Annotated in this window: 20 protein-coding genes and 1 pseudogene; 6 read left to right on the forward strand and 15 right to left on the reverse strand. The window is 64.8% G+C overall.

Annotated elements, in window-relative coordinates:
- Positions 1 to 6: 6 nt before the first annotated feature.
- The 6 genes from AWB64_RS27525 to atpD are packed head-to-tail and all read right to left on the reverse strand — an operon-like array spanning position 7 to position 3466.
- Complete coding sequence (locus AWB64_RS27525) at positions 7 to 255, reverse strand: F0F1 ATP synthase subunit C (protein ID WP_060858574.1); 249 nt, start codon at positions 253 to 255, stop codon at positions 7 to 9.
- 8 nt (positions 256 to 263) lie between these two features.
- Positions 264 to 959: a F0F1 ATP synthase subunit A gene (locus AWB64_RS27530; RefSeq protein ID WP_060858575.1), complete on the reverse strand. Its 696-nt coding sequence runs from the start codon at positions 957 to 959 to the stop codon at positions 264 to 266.
- Positions 956 to 1246: an N-ATPase subunit AtpR gene (locus AWB64_RS32080; protein WP_060858576.1), complete on the reverse strand. Its 291-nt coding sequence runs from the start codon at positions 1244 to 1246 to the stop codon at positions 956 to 958. The genes AWB64_RS27530 and AWB64_RS32080 overlap by 4 nt, the downstream gene beginning before the upstream one ends.
- A complete protein-coding gene (locus AWB64_RS27540) occupies positions 1243 to 1563 on the reverse strand; it encodes an AtpZ/AtpI family protein (RefSeq protein ID WP_060858577.1) in 321 nt (106 codons plus the stop codon). The genes AWB64_RS32080 and AWB64_RS27540 overlap by 4 nt, the downstream gene beginning before the upstream one ends.
- Complete coding sequence (locus AWB64_RS27545) at positions 1560 to 2000, reverse strand: F0F1 ATP synthase subunit epsilon (RefSeq protein ID WP_060858578.1); 441 nt, start codon at positions 1998 to 2000, stop codon at positions 1560 to 1562. The genes AWB64_RS27540 and AWB64_RS27545 overlap by 4 nt, the downstream gene beginning before the upstream one ends.
- The gene (atpD, locus tag AWB64_RS27550) at positions 1997 to 3466 is read right to left on the reverse strand and encodes a F0F1 ATP synthase subunit beta (RefSeq protein WP_060858618.1); all 1470 of its coding nucleotides are present in this window, start codon (positions 3464 to 3466) and stop codon (positions 1997 to 1999) included. Before atpD ends, AWB64_RS27545 begins: the two co-directional genes overlap by 4 nt.
- Positions 3467 to 3730: 264 nt before the next feature.
- On the opposite strand from atpD, the gene AWB64_RS27555 reads away from it, so the two are divergent.
- Entirely contained in the window at positions 3731 to 4771 is a 1041-nt protein-coding gene (locus AWB64_RS27555) for a zinc-dependent alcohol dehydrogenase family protein (protein WP_060858579.1), read from the forward strand.
- Between the two features lie 13 nt (positions 4772 to 4784).
- Positions 4785 to 5021 (forward strand): hypothetical protein, encoded by a 237-nt coding sequence (locus tag AWB64_RS27560; protein WP_060858580.1) that lies wholly within the window; start codon positions 4785 to 4787, stop codon positions 5019 to 5021.
- A gap of 72 nt (positions 5022 to 5093) precedes the next feature.
- Here the strand turns inward: AWB64_RS27560 and AWB64_RS27565 are convergent, their stop codons facing one another.
- The 3 genes from AWB64_RS27565 to AWB64_RS32810 are packed head-to-tail and all read right to left on the reverse strand — an operon-like array spanning position 5094 to position 8690.
- Positions 5094 to 6530, reverse strand: coding sequence for an efflux transporter outer membrane subunit (locus tag AWB64_RS27565; RefSeq protein ID WP_060858619.1), 1437 nt, complete (start codon positions 6528 to 6530; stop codon positions 5094 to 5096).
- A 4-nt stretch (positions 6531 to 6534) separates the two neighbouring features.
- Positions 6535 to 8532 carry a MacB family efflux pump subunit gene (locus AWB64_RS27570; protein ID WP_060858581.1) on the reverse strand — a complete coding sequence of 666 codons (1998 nt, stop codon included), beginning with the start codon at positions 8530 to 8532 and terminating at the stop codon, positions 6535 to 6537.
- Positions 8526 to 8690, reverse strand: a complete 165-nt coding sequence (locus AWB64_RS32810; protein ID WP_510183558.1) for a permuted SH3 domain-containing protein — start codon at positions 8688 to 8690, stop codon at positions 8526 to 8528. Before AWB64_RS32810 ends, AWB64_RS27570 begins: the two co-directional genes overlap by 7 nt.
- Between AWB64_RS32810 and AWB64_RS27575 the strand changes: the two genes are divergently transcribed.
- The 4 genes and pseudogenes from AWB64_RS27575 to AWB64_RS27585 all read left to right on the forward strand — a co-directional run bounded on the left by AWB64_RS27575 (position 8647) and on the right by AWB64_RS27585 (position 11646).
- Positions 8647 to 8922 carry an iron chelate uptake ABC transporter family permease subunit gene (locus AWB64_RS27575; protein WP_510183559.1) on the forward strand — a complete coding sequence of 92 codons (276 nt, stop codon included), beginning with the start codon at positions 8647 to 8649 and terminating at the stop codon, positions 8920 to 8922. The two genes, AWB64_RS32810 and AWB64_RS27575, sit on opposite strands and share 44 nt — an antisense overlap.
- Before the next feature lie 109 nt (positions 8923 to 9031).
- Positions 9032 to 9223 (forward strand): annotated as a pseudogene (locus AWB64_RS32775) (ATP-binding cassette domain-containing protein); the annotation flags it as partial.
- A 4-nt stretch (positions 9224 to 9227) separates the two neighbouring features.
- Positions 9228 to 9797, forward strand: a complete 570-nt coding sequence (locus AWB64_RS32085; RefSeq protein WP_374728653.1) for an ATP-binding cassette domain-containing protein — start codon at positions 9228 to 9230, stop codon at positions 9795 to 9797.
- Between the two features lie 94 nt (positions 9798 to 9891).
- Positions 9892 to 11646: a cyclic peptide export ABC transporter gene (locus AWB64_RS27585; protein WP_060858583.1), complete on the forward strand. Its 1755-nt coding sequence runs from the start codon at positions 9892 to 9894 to the stop codon at positions 11644 to 11646.
- 78 nt (positions 11647 to 11724) lie between these two features.
- Here the strand turns inward: AWB64_RS27585 and AWB64_RS27590 are convergent, their stop codons facing one another.
- The 6 genes from AWB64_RS27590 to AWB64_RS27615 all read right to left on the reverse strand — a co-directional run bounded on the left by AWB64_RS27590 (position 11725) and on the right by AWB64_RS27615 (position 18875).
- Positions 11725 to 13080 carry an LLM class flavin-dependent oxidoreductase gene (locus tag AWB64_RS27590; RefSeq protein ID WP_060858584.1) on the reverse strand — a complete coding sequence of 452 codons (1356 nt, stop codon included), beginning with the start codon at positions 13078 to 13080 and terminating at the stop codon, positions 11725 to 11727.
- Positions 13081 to 13153: 73 nt separating this feature from the next.
- Complete coding sequence (locus tag AWB64_RS27595; protein ID WP_060858585.1) at positions 13154 to 14230, reverse strand: ABC transporter ATP-binding protein; 1077 nt, start codon at positions 14228 to 14230, stop codon at positions 13154 to 13156.
- Between the two features lie 4 nt (positions 14231 to 14234).
- Positions 14235 to 15026 carry an enoyl-CoA hydratase/isomerase family protein gene (locus tag AWB64_RS27600; protein WP_060858586.1) on the reverse strand — a complete coding sequence of 264 codons (792 nt, stop codon included), beginning with the start codon at positions 15024 to 15026 and terminating at the stop codon, positions 14235 to 14237.
- A complete protein-coding gene (locus AWB64_RS27605) occupies positions 15023 to 17170 on the reverse strand; it encodes an acetate--CoA ligase family protein (protein WP_060858587.1) in 2148 nt (715 codons plus the stop codon). The genes AWB64_RS27600 and AWB64_RS27605 overlap by 4 nt, the downstream gene beginning before the upstream one ends.
- A complete protein-coding gene (locus AWB64_RS27610; RefSeq protein WP_060858588.1) occupies positions 17167 to 18072 on the reverse strand; it encodes an ABC transporter permease in 906 nt (301 codons plus the stop codon). Before AWB64_RS27610 ends, AWB64_RS27605 begins: the two co-directional genes overlap by 4 nt.
- The gene (locus tag AWB64_RS27615; RefSeq protein ID WP_060858620.1) at positions 18069 to 18875 is read right to left on the reverse strand and encodes an ABC transporter permease; all 807 of its coding nucleotides are present in this window, start codon (positions 18873 to 18875) and stop codon (positions 18069 to 18071) included. The genes AWB64_RS27610 and AWB64_RS27615 overlap by 4 nt, the downstream gene beginning before the upstream one ends.
- Positions 18876 to 18877 lie beyond the last annotated feature (2 nt).

Consider the following 18877-nt stretch of genomic DNA (forward strand, 5'->3'; position numbering starts at 1 on the left):
TCTGCTTCACTTCACGAACGGATTGGCGAACAGCAGCAGCAGCGCGATGACAAGGCAGTAGATCGCCATCGTCTCGATCATCGCGAGGCCTACAAAAAGCGTCCGCGATATCGTGCCCGCCGATTCCGGCTGGCGCGCGAGCGCGTCCATGGCGGCGGCAACCGCGCGGCCTTCGGCAAGCGCGGGTCCTATTGCGCCGAACGACACGGCCAGCGCGGCCGCCAGAATACTCACGATCTGAATCAGGTTGTTCATGGTGTTTATTACGGGCCGGTTTGCGTGGTTGAAGGAGTGGGAGCGTTTTCAAGCACCGCCGCGCCGATGAACACCATCGCGAGCACGGTGAAGATGTAGGCCTGTACCGCGCCCGTAAGCAGATCGAGCGCCATAAGCGGGATAGGCACCAGCAATCCCGCAAGGGACAGCACGATGCCGACCACGAATACGCCGCTCATCACGTTGCCGAACAGACGCACCAGCAGCGAGAACGTCCGCGTGATCTGCTCGACGAGGTTCAGCGGAATCATGATCCAGGTAGGCTCGGCGAACGTTGCGAGATAACGGCCCAGACCGCGGGTGCGAATGCCGTGGAAGATCGTCGCGCAAAAGACGATCAGCGCCAGCGCGGCGTCGGTTTCAATGTGCGCGGTCGGCGGCTCGACGCCGGGAACAAGCGACGACGCATTGCTCACGAGAATGAACAGGAACAGCGTGCCAACCAGCGCGCGATACCGCTGCGGATCGGCTTGCATCGTGTCGCGAATTTGCTGGTCGATCGTGCCTACGATCAATTCGAGTACGGTCTGTATCTTCGACGGCACGAGCGTCAGGCGGCGTGTGAAACAGGCAGCACCCGCCCACAGCAGCGCCATGATGATCCACGTCGTCACGACCGGCTGCGAGACCGCCACGGGTCCAATATGAAACAGCGCGAGGGTTTCAAGCGGCGAGTTGGTCACGGCGACACTCCCGATGTGCGCTTCACTTGCCGGAGCACGGCAAGGCGGGCAGGCAGCAGTGCGAGCGCACCCGACAGCAACGCCCACGGCCCAAGCCTCGTCAGAAGGAAAAACACGCCTGCAACGCATGCAAGGCGCACGAGCTGCACCATGAACGCTTTAACCGGCGCGTCGCCTGTCATCAGGCGCACGTTGCCGCGCAAGCTCCAGAAATGAACCCATCCATACACGAGACCGATACCCAGGCCCGCCGGGATTTGCATGCTCAGTGTTGAATACGGCGTCATGATCCGTCGTCCTTGAGTGTCTGCCGATGCATCCATCTCCATGCGCACCACAATCCAATGCCCGCGCTCACCATCAGTAGCGGCGCCGCGAAGAACACGCCGGTATGAAAGCGCCGGTCGAGCCAGTGGCCAAGCGTGAGCCCAAGCAGCGTCGGCACGACGATCAACCAGCCGAGCACTCCGATCTGCCCGAGCCGGCTTCCAAGCGATGGTTCCGGCGTTTCTCGCGCGCGCCGCTCCGATTCCATGGCTTCGCGGACGGCGCTGGTGATGCCGTCTGGGTCGCTGCCGTGATCCTGGCGCAAGCGCTCCGTCATGACGTGTTCCCTCCATGACGGGCAGGCTCAGTGGAAGGGCGCAGATAATGCAGCAACTGGCGCATGGCCTCGGCGTGCAGCCGGGTTTCATCGACACGGGCTCGCCGCACGGCATCGAGCTGCTCGGCGCGCGTTGTTCGAACCTGCGCCTCCAGCAATTCGAGCGAGTCTCCGAGCACGCCTTCGCGGCACGCGATCGTCACGTCGTGCCCGGCGGATACGCGCAGCACGCCCTTCTTGATCGCGCAAAAATGCGGAACGCCTTCCGCGGCGTGCCAGCGCAGCACGCAGGGAACAAGCACCGTCAGGAACGCCGCGTGACCCGGAAGGATGCCGAAACTGCCGGTTTCGTCCTCGGCGCGCAATGCCACCACCTCCGTGCTGTCGAACAGCACGCTCGCGGGCGTGGCAATGCTCAGGTGCAGGGTCGCGCTCATGACTTGGCCGCCGCGGATGCGGCTTGTCCCTTCGCGGCGGCGGCTTCATGCGCGCGCGCCTCGTCGAGCGAACCGATCATGTAGAGCGTGCTTTCCGGCCAGTCGTCGCATTCGCCGGCAAGGATCGCGCGGCAACCGGCAATGGTGTCGGCAATGGGCACCGAGCGCCCCGGCACGCCAGTGAACGCCTCCGTCACGGCGAACGGCTGGGTGAGGAACCGCTGCAGCCGCCGCGCGCGCCCGACAATGCGGCGGTCATCGACACCGAGTTCCTCCACGCCCAGGAGCGAGATGACATCCTGCAATTCGCGATAATGCTCGATCGCCTTGCGCACTTCGATAGCGACCGCGGCATGCTCCTCGCCCACAAAATCGGGATCAAGCAGGATCGAGGCCGATGCGATCGGATCGATCGCCGGGTACATGCCTTCGGCCGCCATCGATCGCGACAGGACCACCATGCTGTCCACATGCGCCGCGATCGTCGTCACGGCGGGATCGGTGAAATCGTCCGCCGGCACGTAGACCGCTTCGATTGCCGTGACCGACACACCTTCGACCGACACAATGCGCTCCTGCAGCGCGGCGACCTCGGACGCAAGCGTGGGCTGATAACCGACCCGCGAGGGCAGGCGTCCGAGCAGGCCCGACACTTCGGCGCCCGCCTGGACGAACCGGAACACGTTGTCCATCAGGAGCAGCACGTTCTGGCGGCGTTCGTCGCGAAAATATTCCGCGATGGTGAGCGCGGTCAGCGGCACGCGCCAGCGCGCGCCGGGCGGTTCGTTCATCTGCCCATACACCAGCACGGTACGCGGCAAAACGCCTGAACCGCGCATGTCGAGCAGCGTCTCGTGGCCTTCGCGCGAACGCTCGCCCACGCCCGCGAAAACCGAGATGCCTTCGTAGCGCGTGACCATCGCGTGGATCAGTTCCATCACGAGCACGGTCTTGCCGACGCCTGCGCCGCCGAACGTTGCCGCCTTGCCGCCTTGTGCAAGCGGCGTTAGCAGGTCGATGACCTTGATGCCCGTCCAGAATATCTCCGTCGATGCGCTTTGCGACGCGAACGACGGCGGCAGGCGATGAATCGGACGCCGGGGCACGTCGCTCGCGAAAGGTGCGCCGCCATCGCCCGGCGTGCCGGTGACATCGACGAGACGACCGAGCAGCGCTTCGCCAACCGGGACCTGTATCGGACCGCCCGATGCGAGGACCGGCGTGCCGCGCCGCAGCCCGTTCGTGGCTTGCAGCGCGAGCGCGCGCACCGTGTATTCGTCCAGATGCGCCTGGACCTCGGCTGTGACCGGTGGCCCCTGGTCCGCGAGAATCGTCAGGGATTCGTCGATAAGCGGCAGGTCGCCATGCTCGAACACGACGTCCACGATCGCGCCTCTCACCGCGATTACACGCGCGCGGGATTCCGGGCCGCGCGTGTCTGGCGCAGCCTCGGGCGACGTTTCGATTCGAGTGCCTTCGCGGCGAATATCCAAGTTCGCTCCTTTCATTCGTCATGCAAGCAGCCACGCTTCCCCGCGAAATACTGAGTGTGCTGCTTGAACGACTATGAAGCGTCCGGCGAATGAAACGTTGATGCAAGTCAATTGGAGCGGCCCAACGCATGCGGGGCTACGCCGTATCGATTACTTGATTCAGGTCAACCGGAAGACCGCTTGCGCGCATAGAGTTTGGCTTGGACGCACCGTTCACTCACCCTCAGGAGCCTGACGATGAAAGCACTCGTGTACCACGGAGCCGGCAAGAAATCGCTGGACGAGCGGCCTGTGCCGAAACTCGTTTCAGCAACCGACGCCATTGTCAAAGTCACTCATACGACGATTTGCGGCACCGACCTCCATATCCTCAAGGGCGATGTTCCGACCTGCGAGCCCGGCCGGATTCTCGGGCACGAGGGCGTGGGCGTGATCGAGGAAGTCGGCGCCGCGGTATCGACGTTCAAACCGGGCGATCACGTGCTCATTTCATGCATTACGTCGTGTGGCAAATGCGAATATTGCCGCCGCGGCATGTATTCGCATTGCACGACCGGTGGCTGGATACTCGGGAACCGGATCGACGGCACACAGGCCGAATATGTGCGGATACCGCACGCCGAGACGAGCCTGTACCCCATTCCCGCCGACGCCGATGAAGAAGCCCTCGTCATGCTCTCCGACATTCTTCCTACCGGCTTCGAGTGCGGCGTGCTCAACGGGCGGGTGCAGCCGGGCAGCACGGTGGCTATCGTGGGGTCGGGTCCTATCGGGCTCGCCGCATTGCTGACCGCGCAGTTCTACACGCCCGCGCAGATCATCATGATCGATCGCGATGCGAACCGGCTTGAGATTGCGCGGACCTTCGGCGCGACTGCGTGCGTGGATATCAGCCAGGAAGACGCGGTAGAGCAGATCATGAAGTTGACCGAAGGCGTGGGCGTGGACTGTGCAATCGAAGCGGTCGGCGTGCCCGCCAGCTTCGAAATGTGCGAAGCGATCATCGCGCCCGGCGGCACGATCGCCAACGTGGGCGTGCATGGCGTGAAAGCCGATCTGCATCTGGAGCACCTGTGGGATCGCAACATATCGATCACGACGCGGCTCGTGGACACCGTCAGCACGCCGATGCTGCTCAAGACCGTGCGTGCCGGCAAGCTGGAAGCCAACAAGCTGATCACGCACCGTTTCAGTCTCAACGACATGCTGAAGGCCTACGAAACGTTCGGTCAAGCCGCCGATACCCATGCGTTGAAGGTCGTCATCAACGCGGTATGAGGCGAGCGGCAACATGACACTCAAAGGTAAGGTCAGCGGAGAGGGCTGGAGCGTCTCGGTGGATACGGTCACCATCGCGGATGGTTTTTCGTGCGACGTCCAGGTTGAGCATGGCGGCGCGAGCGGCGAGTTCAAGCATCGGTTTCGCCATTGGCAAACCTTCAAGACCGAACGCGAGGCGGTGCTCGACGGCCTGCGCGAAGGCATGGTATGGCTCGCCCTGAAGCAGGCGCAAACCATTCATTTGTGATCGATTCGTGGGCGAGGGCCGCCGCCATGTTCAAGGCGAAAAAGAGCGCCGCCGATGACCCGCCGCACAGGATCACCGGCGCGAAATCTGGCTCACCCCATGAGCCGCGTCCACGCCATCGCCATCCCGCCAGCCTCCGCCAAGCGTCCGATACAGCGACACAGCCGCTTGCAGTTGCCCGAGGCGAACCTGTACCGCGTCATCCTCGGCGGCATAGATGGTTTGCTGTGCATTGAGCACGACCAGCAGCGTCTCCGAGCCCGCGCGATAGCGGCTTTGCGCGAGCGCGAACGCGCGCCGTGCTTCTGCGAGCGCTTCGTCCTGCGCGGCCCGCTGCGCGTTCGCGCCGGCCACTGCGTTGAGCGCACGCTCGACATCGGCGAACGATGCAACGATCGCCTGGCGGTATCGCGCCAGCAATTCGTCCTTTTGCCCGATAGCCAGATCGCGACCCGCCGCAAGAGAACCCGCGTTGAAAACCGGCGCGGCGAGCCCCGCTGCAATGCCGTACAACGAATGATCGAAAAGCCCGCTTAGCCGGTCGCTGCCCGAGCCTATGGAACCGGTCAGCGTGACGCTGGGCAGCATTGCGGCGCGGGCAGCTGCGACATTGGCGTTCGCGGCTTCGAGCTGCGCCTCAGCCGCAGCGATATCGGGGCGCCGGGTCAACAACGCCGACGGAACGCCTGCATCGATAGACGGAACGCCTGCATCGATACGCGGTATCTGCAGATCGTCGAGCGGTGTAGTGGCGAGTTCAAAACCCGACGGCGGCACGCCAAGCAACACGGCAAGCGTCGCCTCGCTGTCGTTGGCCGCCTGATGCAGCAACGCAACGTTACGGCGCTGAGTTGCAACCAGACCGCGCTGCTGCGCCAGATCGAGCGGGGTTGCGGCACCCGCGCGGAACTGCGACTCTATAATGGCCAGCACCCGCTGCGCTGCCGTCAGATTCTGCTGCGCGATCGTGCCGCGTTCGCGCAGCGCCACCGTTTGCAACCAGGTGTTCGCGACATCCGACGTGACGCTCAAGACGACCGTATCGCGATCGAAAACCGAAGCACGCAGATTCGCCGATGCAGCGTCGCGAAGGGCGCGGTTGCGTCCCCAGAAGTCGAGTTCGAAACTCGCGGCGAGACCAGGGTCGAAGCCTGTACCTTGCTGCCCCGTATTGTTGACGAGCAATCCGCCTTGACGGCTGGCATCGGCGAAACCGGTGACGGTCGGCAGCAGCGCCGCACCTGCAATCCGCGCCGACGCCCGGGCTTGCTCGACCCTCGCGATCGCGGCCGCGACGTGGAAACTGCCGGCCGCCGCGCGTGTGACGAGCGTATCGAGTTCCGGATTGCCGAAGCTGCGCCACCAGTCGGCCTTGACCTGATCGCGATGGACAGGCCCCGATGCATAGCGCCATGCGTCAGGAGGAACCACGCCCGACGTCTGCCGGGGCAGTGTTGAACCGCAACCCGACAACACCAGCAACGCGCCGAGGATAGCCCAGTTTTTCATGACGTCATTCACTCGCCAGCGCGACGACCGGGTCAAGCCGCGCCGCCTTGCGCGCCGGCATGAAGCCGAACACGAGGCCGGTCAGCAACGCGCAGGCGAAAGCGCCAGCAATGGCCCGCACCGAGAAAATGGCGGCCACGTCCGCTGCAATCAGCGCGGCGCCGATCAGCAAGCCGGCGGCCACGCCCAGCACCCCGCCAATTCCGGACACGAGCGTTGCTTCGGTCAGGAACTGCCGCAAGATATCGCGTTGCCGCGCGCCTGTCGCCATGCGGATACCAATCTCGCGCGTGCGTTCCCTGACCGTCATGAGCATAATGTTCATGACGCCGATACCGCCCACAAGCAGCGATATGGCGGCGATCAGCCCAAGCATGACCGTGAGCGTATTCTGCGTTTCCGTCTGCGCCTTGACCGAAGCCGCCCGGTTGTAGACCTGGAAGTCGCGGATAAGGTGGCTTGCCGCGAGGACATCGCCAATCTGCTTTGCGGTTTCATCGGCGAGATCGAGCCGGTCTATCAGCACGGATATCCACGACAGATTGGTCGTGCCCACCACGCGCCGGCTGCCCGTGGAGAAAGGCGTGAGCACGACGTTATCGTCGTCCGCGTCTCCGGATGTCGCGCCTTTTTCCTCCAGTTCGCCAATGACTTCGAAAGGCACGTTGTTCACGAGCACATAGTGGCCAACGGGGTCCGCATCGCCAAAAAGCTTTTCGCTGACGCGCTTGCCAAGCAGCACAACGGCAGCGAGATCGCGTTCATCGTCGGCGCTGAAGAACGTTCCGCAGCTCGGCTTCCAGTTCAGTACGCGCGATGCCTCGTCGGTGACGGACCACAGCGTGGTCTGAACATCGACATTGCTGTACCGGAGCGTCACGTGTCCTTGCAGAAACGGCGTCGCGGCCGTGACATTGGGCACTTCGCGCACTTGCTGCGCGTCCGCCGTGGACAGCGTGCCGCCCGGTCCCCGCGTGTTGTCGCCGCCCGGCGTCACATACAGCCGGTTGGTGCCGAAGCTCGCCATCTTTGCAATGACTTCGCGCTCCGTGCCCGCTCCAATGGCGAGCATGACGATCACCGACGCCACGCCGATAATGATTCCAAGCAGCGTCAGCAGGGTACGAAAACGGTTGATCCACAGCACGCGCCACGCGGCGCGCAATGCCTCGCGCGAGTCGGTGAAGAGCGACGCCGTGTGCGCGACGCCTTCAGCCATGGATGCAATGAACGCGGCTGCATCCAGCGACGCGGGCGCTGTGGTGCGTGAGCCAGCGCCCAAGCCTGCAGCTACGCCCGAGTCACTGACAATTTCACCGTCGCGGATTTCGATCACACGATGCGCGCACGCGGCGACCTCGCGATCATGCGTGATGAGGATGACCGTATGCCCGGCCGCGGCCAGTTCCTGCAGCAGCGCCATGACTTCCGCGCCGCTGCGGGAATCGAGTGCGCCCGTGGGTTCATCGGCGAGCAGGATGTGGCCGCCGTTCATCAACGCACGGCCTATCGATACCCGTTGCTGCTGTCCGCCGGACAATTGCCCGGGCCGATGATCGAGCCGTCCTGCAAGCCCGAGCCGGCTCAGCAATGCGACGGAGCGTTCGGCGCGTTCCTGCGTTGGGACACCTGAATAGATGGCAGGAATCTCGACGTTTTCACGCGCCGTTTCTGTCGCGATCAGGTGATATCCCTGGAATACGAAGCCAAACGCTTCGCGCCGCAACCACGCGAGTTCATCGGCGTTGAAGTTCGCGATGTCCTTGCCGGCGAAGCGGTATTCGCCTGCGCTTGGTCTGTCGAGGCAGCCGAAAATATGCATCAGCGTCGACTTTCCGGAACCCGATACGCCGACAATCGCAACGAATTCGCCGGCCGCGATCTGCAGGCTTACGCCGCGCAGCACATCAACGGAAGGCGCTGCCGTGCCGCCATCGACAGCCGCGCGGCCGCCATACGACTTCCAGATGGCGCGCAACTCGATCAGCGGCGCGCCTACCACTGGAATCTCCCGTCGGCGGCGTGAACGCGGCTGATGCTCGTGACGAGGCGCTCGCCAGCGCTCAGTCCCGACAGAACCTCGGCGTTCAGGCGATCGCGTACGCCCGTGTGGACCGTGCGCGAGACGATTTTTCCATCGACCAGGACCACGCTGATCATCGGGCCGATCTCGTTTGTTGGCCTGATGGTGCCGCATATTGCGCGGCTGCTTGGCTTGCGCCGGCCCGTGATGCAGGTGAGCGGCGCCGCGTTGCTGGGCGCCGCCATGCTGGTCGCCGCCGACTGGCTCGGCCGCAATTTGCTGTTTCCGTACCAGATGCCCGCCGGGCTGCTCGCCACCTTCGTGGGCGGCCCGTATTTCCTGTTCCTGCTTTGGCGCGAGCGCGAGTGACGCGCCCCGCGAGTGTTCCATGGAAACGTTCATGACTTCATCCACCGTCCTCGCCGCGCCTCTGCATGCCGCGGGACCGCTGTCCGCGCACCCGCCGGTGCCGTCTCCGATGTTCGAGCTTTCCGGCGTCAGTTTCGCCGTGCCCGGGCGAACGCTGCTGCATCCGCTTTCGCTCACGCTGGAGCCGCATCGCGTGATTTGCCTGATTGGTCACAATGGCTCGGGCAAATCCACGCTGATCAAGCTGCTCGCGCGTCAGCAGTTGCCCACCCACGGCGATATCCGTTTCGAACGCGAATCGCTCGATGCGTGGCCGGGCCGCGGGCTTGCGCGCAAGCTTGCGTATCTGCCGCAGCACACCGTCGGCGGCGGGCGTGCTGGTGCGCGAACTGGTGCGTTTCGGCCGTCATCCGTGGCATGGCGCGCTCGGCCGCTTCCGTCCGGAAGACCACGCGAAGGTGGAGGAGGCCATGGCGCTGACCGACGTCGAGCGCTTCGCCGACCGTCTTGTCGACACACTCTCCGGCGGCGAACGGCAACGCGTCTGGCTGGCGATGCCGGTCGCGCAGGACGCCGACTGCCTGCTGCTCGATGAACCCATTTCGGCCCTCGACGTGGCGCATCAGGTCGAGGTGCTGTCGCTGGTACAGGAGTTGTCGCGCGCGCGTGGGCTTGGCGTGGTGGTCGTGCTGCACGACGTCAACATGGCGGTACGTTTCTGCGACGAGATCATTGCGCTGCGCGGCGGCAAACTATGCGCGCGCGGCACGCCCGCCGAGATCATGACGTCGGCGCGGCTGGAGGAAATCTACGGCATCCCGATGGTCGTGATGCCGCATCCGCATACGGGCGAACCGGTATGCGTGGTCCGATGAAGTCCGCGTCCGCGCGGCCGGTGCAACAACGAGATGCCGCGCTGCTGCGCGGCGTGGCAACGCGCGGCATGGCCGCGTCGTGGGAGAGCATAGGATGACTGATCAATCGAAGGATGACGCCACGCCGGACGTCCATGTTGGCCGCGAGTTTCTCCGGCTGTTCCGGCCGTTCTGGCATCTGTGCCTGTTCGTCACCGCGATGGGCGCGCTCGCGGGCCTGAGTACCGCGTGGCTTCTGGCGACCATTAACGACGGATTGCACGCGCCTGGCGGAATTTCCGCCGCCACGGTGTGGACGTTTATCGGGCTGGTCGTGCTGACGCTGGCGGGCAACGCAATCTCGGGCGTGGGCAACAGCATGATTGGCCAGAAGATCGTGGCGTCGCTGCGCAAGGACATTTCCGCGCGGATCGTCTGCGCGCCGATCGCGGCGGTGGAGCGTTATCGCGTGCACCGTTTGCTCGCCACGCTCAACAGTGACGTCGACACCGTCAGCGCCTTCACGTTCAACTTCCCGAGCTTCGCCGTGGCGCTGACGGTCGCGCTCGGCTGCGTGGTCTATATGCTCGTGCTTTCGCCGCCGCTGTTCCTGCTCGCGCTGGCCGCCATCCTGATCGGGGTGTGGATCAACCACTACGCGTCCATGCGCTGGGATCATCACTATCAGGGCGTGCGCGGCGCGCAGGACGACCTGCAAAAGCAATATCGCGCGATCACCGAAGGCGCGAAGGAACTGCGCCTGAACCGCGAGCGGCGCAACCGCGTGCACGCCGAACAGCTTTCGGGCGCGGCTGATATGATTAGCGCACTGAAGATTCGCGCGATGCGGCTTTTCTACGCCACGGGCGCAATCGGCACGACGCTGTTTTTCGTGGTGATCGGCGTGATTCTTGTGATGCAGAACCGGCTTGGCATCGACTCGCGCCTGGTCAGCGGGTTCGTGATCGTGCTGCTTTATATTCGCGGACCGATAGAACAGGTTGCGGGCGGCGTGCTGGCGCTGATCCAGGCGCGGGTGTCGTTCCGGCGCATCGCCGAGCTTTCGAGCCAGTTCGAGAATCGCGAAGCACGGCTTCTCGATGCGCGGCCGGCCGCGCCCGCTGCAGCGCCAATGCAAGGCATCGCGTTGCGCCGCGCGGTGTTTGCGTTTCCCCAAGTGGGCACTGCCGCCGGGTTTCAGCTTGGACCCATCGACCTTGAAATCAGGCGGGGCGAGACGCTCTTCATTGTTGGAGAGAATGGATGCGGCAAGACAACGTTGCTCAAGCTGCTGCTGTCGCTATATTCGCCGGTGCATGGTGAATTGCTGGTCGACGGACAGCCGGTGCCCGATGACAAGCTCGACGATTATCGCCAGCAATTTTCAGCGGTGTTTTCTGACTATCACCTGTTCGATGATCTGGTGGTCAATGACGCGGCGACCATCGAACGCGCGCGCGGTTATCTGGATCATCTCGAACTGGGCCAGAAAGTGCGGATCGAAAATGGCGCGTTTTCGACCATCGACCTGTCGGCGGGACAGCGCAAGCGGCTGGCGCTGGTTCATGCATATCTGGAAAACCGTCCGTGGATGGTGCTCGACGAATGGGCCGCCGACCAGGATCCGACTTTCCGCCGCTTCTTTTACACGGAGATGCTTCCCGACCTGAAGCGGCAGGGCAAGACGCTGATCGTGATCTCGCACGATGACCGCTGTTTCGGCCTGGCCGACCGTGTCATCCAGCTGCATCAGGGGCGTATTGCGCAAGTGGCGGACTGCAGCGCATTCGCGTATTCGGCCTCGATAGACGATGCATCGTTCGAAACAGCGGGAGGCGCGGCGCAGCACGATGATGATGTTCGACTGTGAGGTGCGGCCGCGAGAGTATCAAGCGAAGGCCTTAACGCCCTCGCTTTTTTTCACGCATTCGCACAGGAAGCCGGCGATTCAACCCGCGCTCGCGTAGCGGCTCTTCGGCCGGTCGAGGCCGAGGTTCTCGCGCAGCGTGCCGCCTTCGTATTCGGTGCGAAAGAGACCGCGATCCTGCAGCACCGGAATCACATCGGCCACGAATTCGTCGAGTCCGCCCGGCAAATACGGCGGCTGGATCAGGTAGCCGTCTACGCCATATGCCTCGAACCATTCCTGCATCTGGTCCGCGATCTCCTCGCCCGTACCAATCACGGTCCGTTGGCCGCGCGCACCCGCAAAGCGCTCGTAAAGCTGGCGGATCGTCAGCTTCTCGTTGCGCGCCCAGTTGAGCACATTGCGGAACTGGGTCTGTCCGCCCTCGGTGTGCATTGCGTCGAGTTCGTCCGGCAGCGGGCCGTCCGGATCGCAGCGCGACAGGTCATAGCCGCCGAGCGCGTTCGACAGCAGTTCGAGTCCGACATCCGGATGAATCAGCGATTGCAGGTACTGGTGCTTGTCCAGCGCCTCCTGACGCGTGCGGCCGACAACCGGGTTCAGCCCCGGCATGATCTTCAACTGGTCCGCGCGGCGTCCGTAGCGTTCCATGCGCGCCTTCACGTCCTGATAGAACGACTGCGCGGCATCGAGCGTATGCAGCGGCGTGAACACCGCCTCGCACAGCCGCGCGGCCAGCTCGCGGCCCGGCGGCGAGCCGCCTGCCTGGAACAGCACCGGATGCCCTTGCGGCGGCCGCGCAGCGTTCAGCGGACCCTTCACCGAAAAATGCGCGCCCACGTGGTCGAGCGTATGGACCTTGGCCGGATCGAAGTATCGGCCGCTCGCACGGTCACGCACGAACGCGTCGTCGTCCCAACTGTCCCATAGGCCGCGCACCACTTCCGCGAATTCGACCGCGCGCTCATAGCGTTCGTCGTGCGGGTAGGACAGGTTGTCGAAGTTCGCGGCGACCGACGCACCCGCCGACGTCACCACGTTCCAGCCCGCACGGCCGCCGCTGATGTGATCGAGCGACGCATACGCGCGCGCGACATTGTACGGCGCGCTATAGCTTGTTGAAGCAGTCGCGACGAGCCCGAGATGCCTGGTGCACGCGGCAATTGCCGACAGCAGCGTGATCGGTTCGAAGTACACGGTGTACTGGGGCCATCGGCTGAGCGCCTCGGCTGGCGCGTCGCGCACCGAGAGACTGTCCGCGAGGAACATCAGGTCGAACTTGCCCCGCTCGGCCGCCTGCGCGAGGCTCAGGTAGTGCTGGAAGTTCGTACCCGCATCGATCTGCGAATCCGGATGCATCCATGCCGCGACGTGGTGCCCGGTCGGATGGAAGAAAGCGCCCAGCTTCATCTTGTCGGGGCGTTTATTGGCGTGCATGAAAAACTCCTTGATTTACGAGGCGGCAGCGAACTTGTGAAGCCGCGAAGCCGGAAACGGATAGGGCGCGCGTTCAGTGGCGCACTGCGTCGGGGGGAATCGGCCACGTGCTCGCGCTCGTCCACCACAGCGGGATCGTCGCGCCTTCGCCTGCGCCCGCGAGAGCCGTGGCCGACGTCTGCACCCGAAGCTCGCGCGCGTCGTAACCGTGTTGCCGCGCGATCACGAGGACGCTCGATCCCATGTTCAGCACGCTGCTGATCTGCGCGGACGCGGTATTCGCGACAATGCCCGCGGGCAACTCGCCGATCCGCATGTCCTCCGGGCGCACCAGCACGCATCCCGCATCGGCTGGCAGCGGGCACGCCGCACGCAGCGTGAGGCCGCCGTCCGCGACCAGTTCGTCGGCGTGCGCACCGCGCCGGCCATCGAAGATATTGCTGTCGCCTATGAAGGTCGCGGCGAACCGGCTGACCGGCCGCGCATAGACGTCGAGCGGCGTGCCGACCTGCTCGATACGGCCGTGGTTGAACACCACAATGCGGTCCGACAGCGTCATGGCTTCGCTCTGGTCGTGCGTCACATACAGTGTCGTGATGCCGATCTGCCGGTGGATGCGGCGCAATTCGATCTGCATCTGCTCGCGCATGTTCTTGTCGAGCGCGCTCAGCGGCTCGTCGAGCAGCAGCAGCTTCGGCTCGTAGACCAGCGCACGCGCAAGCGCGACACGCTGCTGCTGCCCGCCGGAGAGCTGCTTCGGCAGGCGCGCGGCTTTGTCGGCGAGGCCGACCAGCGCCAGCACGCGCTTGACCGAAGCGTCGATATCCGCGCGCTTCCACTTGCGCACCTTCAGCGGAAACGCGACGTTCTCCGCAATCGACAGGTGCGGAAACAGCGCATAGCTCTGAAACACCATGCCGATGTCGCGCTGGTTCGCCGGCACGTTTTCGACGCGCCGTCCGCCGAGCAGAATGCTGCCGGCGCTCGGCTCCTCGAAGCCGGCGATCATCATCAGCGTGGACGTCTTGCCCGATCCGCTCGGCCCGAGCAGGCTGACAAATTCGCCATCCTGAACGTCGAGCACCGCGTCGACCACGGCCTGCACCGCGCCATAGTCCTTCGATACGCCTACAAGCTGTAAATGTGACATCGGTTCAATTCCCCAGCAGTGAGTCGCGATGATGGATGTACGCCTTGAATCCAAGCCGCTCGACTTCGGCGCGCGCCGCGAGTTTCGACGGCGCATCCGGTTCGTAAAGCGGCGCGATCGTATCGACGCCCGCACGCAGCGCATCGACAAAACCAGCGACGTCGAAGCCGCCATTGATCGAGCGCTTCAGCGCCGCGACGCCATCCGGATGCAGATGTGCGAGCGGGCGCACGGCGTCGAGCACCGCGTCGAAGAAGCTCGCCTCCGGCAGCACCTCGTTGACGAGGCCCCAGTCGAGCGCTGTGCGCGCATCGAGCGAGCGGCCGAAAAACAGCAGCTGCTTCGCGCGGCGCACGCCGACAATCCACGGCAGGATCGTGATCGACGCCGGATTCCAGTAGCGGATCTCCGGCTCGCCGAATGTCGCGCGCTCGGACGCGTACACGAAGTCGCACAGGTTCGCGAGGATGAAGCCAGCGCCGAGCGCGTAACCGTCGACTGCCGCCACGACCGGCTTGCGCGCGCGCCAGATCGCGAGAAAGCGTTCGAGATTGGCGCGCAGGCGCGGACCGGCCGCTTCGGACGAACCGCCCGCGCTCATGTCGAAACCCGTCGAGAACGCCCGGCCGGCGCCACGAATCACCGTGAGGGCGATCGTTTTGTCCGCGTCCGCCGCTTCGATCTGCGCGGCCAGTTCTATAAGCATGTCCGCGTCGATTGCGTTCAGCTTGTGCGGCTTGTTCAGGGTCAGCACGCGGATCGGCCCGTGCTGTTCGGCGAGCAGCGTATCGATCATGCGGTGTGTTCCTCGGCGGTGGCGATCAGCGCATCGAGCACGACGGGCACCGCCGCGCGGTCGGTGAGGCGGACCGGGTTCAGTTCGATCAGCGAGAGCCGGCCGTTCGCCGCGACATAAAGGTCGCCGATGGTTTCCGCGAACCGCACGATCGGCTCGACGCCGCCGAACAGCGCGCCGGAACGGCTCGTGAGAAAACGGCCAAGCCCGCTTTGCGCGAGCCGGGCGGCCACTTCGCCCTCGCGCGGCGGCAACGGAATCGCGACCACGTCGCGCACCGTTTCGAGAAGGAAGCCGCCGAAGCCGAGCATCAGCATCGGCCCGCATTCAGGGTCGGTGCTCGCGGCGACAAACAAATCGAGGCCGGGGCCGGTCATCCGTTCCACGAGGAGCGGCACGTCGCGGCACGCGGGGAAGTGCTCGGCAAGACGCGCACGGATCGTGGCGGCCGCGTGCGTGACCGCGTCGACGCTATCGAGGTCGAGTTGCACGAGGCCGTAGGGCGTGCGATGCGCAATCCGTTCGTCGATGACCTTCAGCGCAACCGGAAAACCAAGGCCGGCTGCAAGTGTCGCCGGGTCATCTGTCGCTCGGGCGAGCAAGCCACGCGGCGTTTGGAGCCCGAGGTCGCGCAGCCATGCTTTCGCCTTCGCTTCATCGAGCCAGTGCTTCCCGGCCGGCAGCGTATTGGCGAGCGCGCCATGCAACGCGGCGGCGGACTGGCGCACGCGCAGCGCCAACGGCGTAGCCGCTCGCCAGGCGGCGCCGTTCGCGATCGCGCGCAACGCGGGCTCGACGCCGGCCAGCTGGCTCGCACCATGCGCGGCCAGGCGGTCCGCGTATTCACGGCGGAACAGCCCCGCGCGCGAGCTGAGCAGATAGAACGGCTTGTCCGACGTGGCCGCCACGTCGAGCAATGCATCCACATAGCGGGTTGGCCGGGTCGGCTGGCTGTCCATCGTGTCGGTCACGAGCACGACTGCCGCATGCGTGGGCGATGCGGCGAAGGCAGCGAGGCCCGCGCGCAGATTTGTTTCGTAGTCCCCATTGCCCCATGCATCGACCGGATTGCCGTGCGCGGATACCGTGCCGATCGTCGCCGCGAGCAACGCGCGCTGCTGTTCTGGCAACGCGGGCAAGTCGATGCCCGCGCGCGCGGCAATATCGAGCGCGTATTCAACATGCCCGCCAGACGGACTCACGATGCCGATGCCGCCGCCAGCGGGCCGCCGCGCGGCGCGCAGGCAGACCACGGTTTCGGTCAGTTCCTCAAGCGTCGAAACCTCGATGCAGCCGTGCCGCGCGAGCAGTGCTGAAAACACCCGCGCGTCGCCAGCAATGCCGCCTGTGTGACCGAGCGCGGCCTCCCGGCTGAGCGTGGTCTTGCCGACCTTCAGCACGACAACGGGCTTGCCGCGCTCGCGCGCGCGTTCTGCGGCGGCCACGAAGCGGTGGATATCGCGAACCGCCTCGAGGAACAGTGCGATCACGCGCGTCGCCGGGTCGTCGGCCAGCGCAGCCAGATAGTCGGCGGCGCTCAGCACCGCCTCGGCACCAGTTGAGATGACGTGGCTATAGCCGAAGCGGCGCACGTCGGTCACGAGTCCGATCGCCATCGAACCGCTCTGCGTGATCAACGCGACGTCGCCGCCAATAGACGACGCATCCAGCACTTCGCCCATGTAGAGCGTCGAGCGGGTCGCAGGATTGAGGATGCCCATGCAGTCGGGGCCGCAGAACGCGATGCCGGCGTCCATGCACGCGGCCCGGATCACGTCGAGCGACGCAAGTCCCTCATGACGTGTCGCACCGACGCCGCTCGCATACGACACGACGCCTTTCACGCCGGCTTGCGCGGCGTCGAGCACCGCAGCCGCAACGCGCTCTGGGCCAACGCACAGCAGCGCGACGTCCGGCGTGCGGTCAAGCGCGGCGAGCGACGGAGCGCATGGACGGCCGAGCGCCTCGGCGCGTGCGGGATTGACGGCATGCAGTTCGCCGTCGAAGCCGAGCGCATCGAGCGACGCGCGAATGCGCGTGGCCGGCCCCGGCCGGTCGGTCGCGCCGACGATCGCGATGCTGCGCGGCGCAAACAGTGCACTCAGATCGGAGAATACAACGGACAACGAAGGGTTTGCGTTCATTCTGCGATCCGTTGCAAGCCGAGCAGCCGGTCGTACACGAACAGCATGGCCATGATCGCGGCAAGCAGCACCATCGACAGCGCGGAGGCGGTGCCGAAGTCGAGCAGCGATTCGATCTCGTCGGCAATCAGGCTCGAAATCATCATGTCGCGCGGAGACCCGAGCAGCGTCGGCGTGACATAAAAGCCGATGCAGAAGATGAACACGAGCAGCGAGCCGCTGACGACGCCCGGCAGCGAGAGCGGAGCGATCACACGCCAGAACGTCTGATGGCGGCTCGCGCCGAGGCTGTGCGCGGCGCGGATCAGGCTGGTGTCGATCTTCGCGAGCACGACGTACAGCGTAAGCACCATGTACGGCAGCAGGATGTGCGTGAGCGCGATCAACGACGCGGCGGTCGTGAACAGCAGCACCGGCGGCGGATTGATGCCGAACGCGCGCGCGATCTCGCTGTACGGCCCGTGGTTGCCGAGGATGACGGTCCACGCATAGGTCCGCACCAGAAAGCTGATCCAGAAGCACAGGCCGGTGATCGCAAGCATCACCGTGGCCGCGACGCCGCCCTTGCGCGCCATGTAGTAGGCGAGCGGATAGCCGAGCAGCAGGCACAGTGCGGTAACAGACAGCGCGACCGCCGCAGTGCGCAGGTAGACCGTCAGATAGATCGGATCGGTGAACACGTGCCGATAGTTGTCGAGACCGAGCGTCGGGTCTGAAATGCTGGTCCAGAACGTGTTCGCGAGCGGAACGCCGAACGTTGCGAGCAGATAGACGAGCGCCGGTGCCAGCAGCAGCCAGGTTGGAACAGAGCGCATTGCGCGTGCGCGGCGCGCGCCGTTGCTGCGCGCCGAAGTGACGGCGGGCGGTGCGGTTGCTGCCGCCTGTGCGTTATGGCTATTCATCGATGATCCTTCGAGGCCTCGCGGCGTCGCGAGAATGCGGCCATCGCGACCATCACGGTCAGCGCGGCGGCGATCAGGAATGTGGAAGCGACGGCAATCACCGGATCGGCGTCGAGATTGATGCTGGAGAACATGCGCTTGGGCAGCGTGGCCACCTCGCGGCTCGAAATGAACAGCGAGATCGTCGCTTCATCAAAAGAATGAATGAACGCGAAGAACGCGGCGATCACGAACGCCGGACGCAGCAGCGGCAGGGTGACGTAGCGGAACATCTGCACTTGCGTCGCGCCGCAGATCAGCGCGGCGCGCTCCAGATTGCGGTCGAGATTGCGCAGCGGCGCCGCCATCGCGATCAGCACGACCGGGATCGAAATGCAGGTGTGCGCAAGCACGACGCCAAGGTACGTCTGGTTCAGCCCAATGCGGCCGAACACCGTGTAGTAGCTGATCGCCATGATGATGCTCGGCACGAGCATTGGCAGCAGCAGCATGATCTGGAGCGTGCGGCGCGCCGCAAACTCGCGGCGGTTCACCGCGAAAGCGGCCGGTGTCGCGACAAGCAGCGTGACAATGCTCGACACGATTGCGATCAGCACGCTGTTCAGCGTCGGCTTCAGCCAGTCAGCCGTGAAGTACGCGCGATAGTGGCCGAGCCAGTAACCGGGCGGCGGGAACTCGAACGAGCGCGCGGTGCTGAACGACATTGGCACGACGATCAGCATGGGCGCCAGAATGAACGCGGCCACGCAAACCGCAATGACCGCATTCAGCGCGGTGGGGCGCTCAAGGGCGTTTGCGCGCATGG

The organism is Caballeronia sordidicola (assembly GCF_001544455.2).
Lineage (GTDB): Bacteria > Pseudomonadota > Gammaproteobacteria > Burkholderiales > Burkholderiaceae > Caballeronia > Caballeronia sordidicola.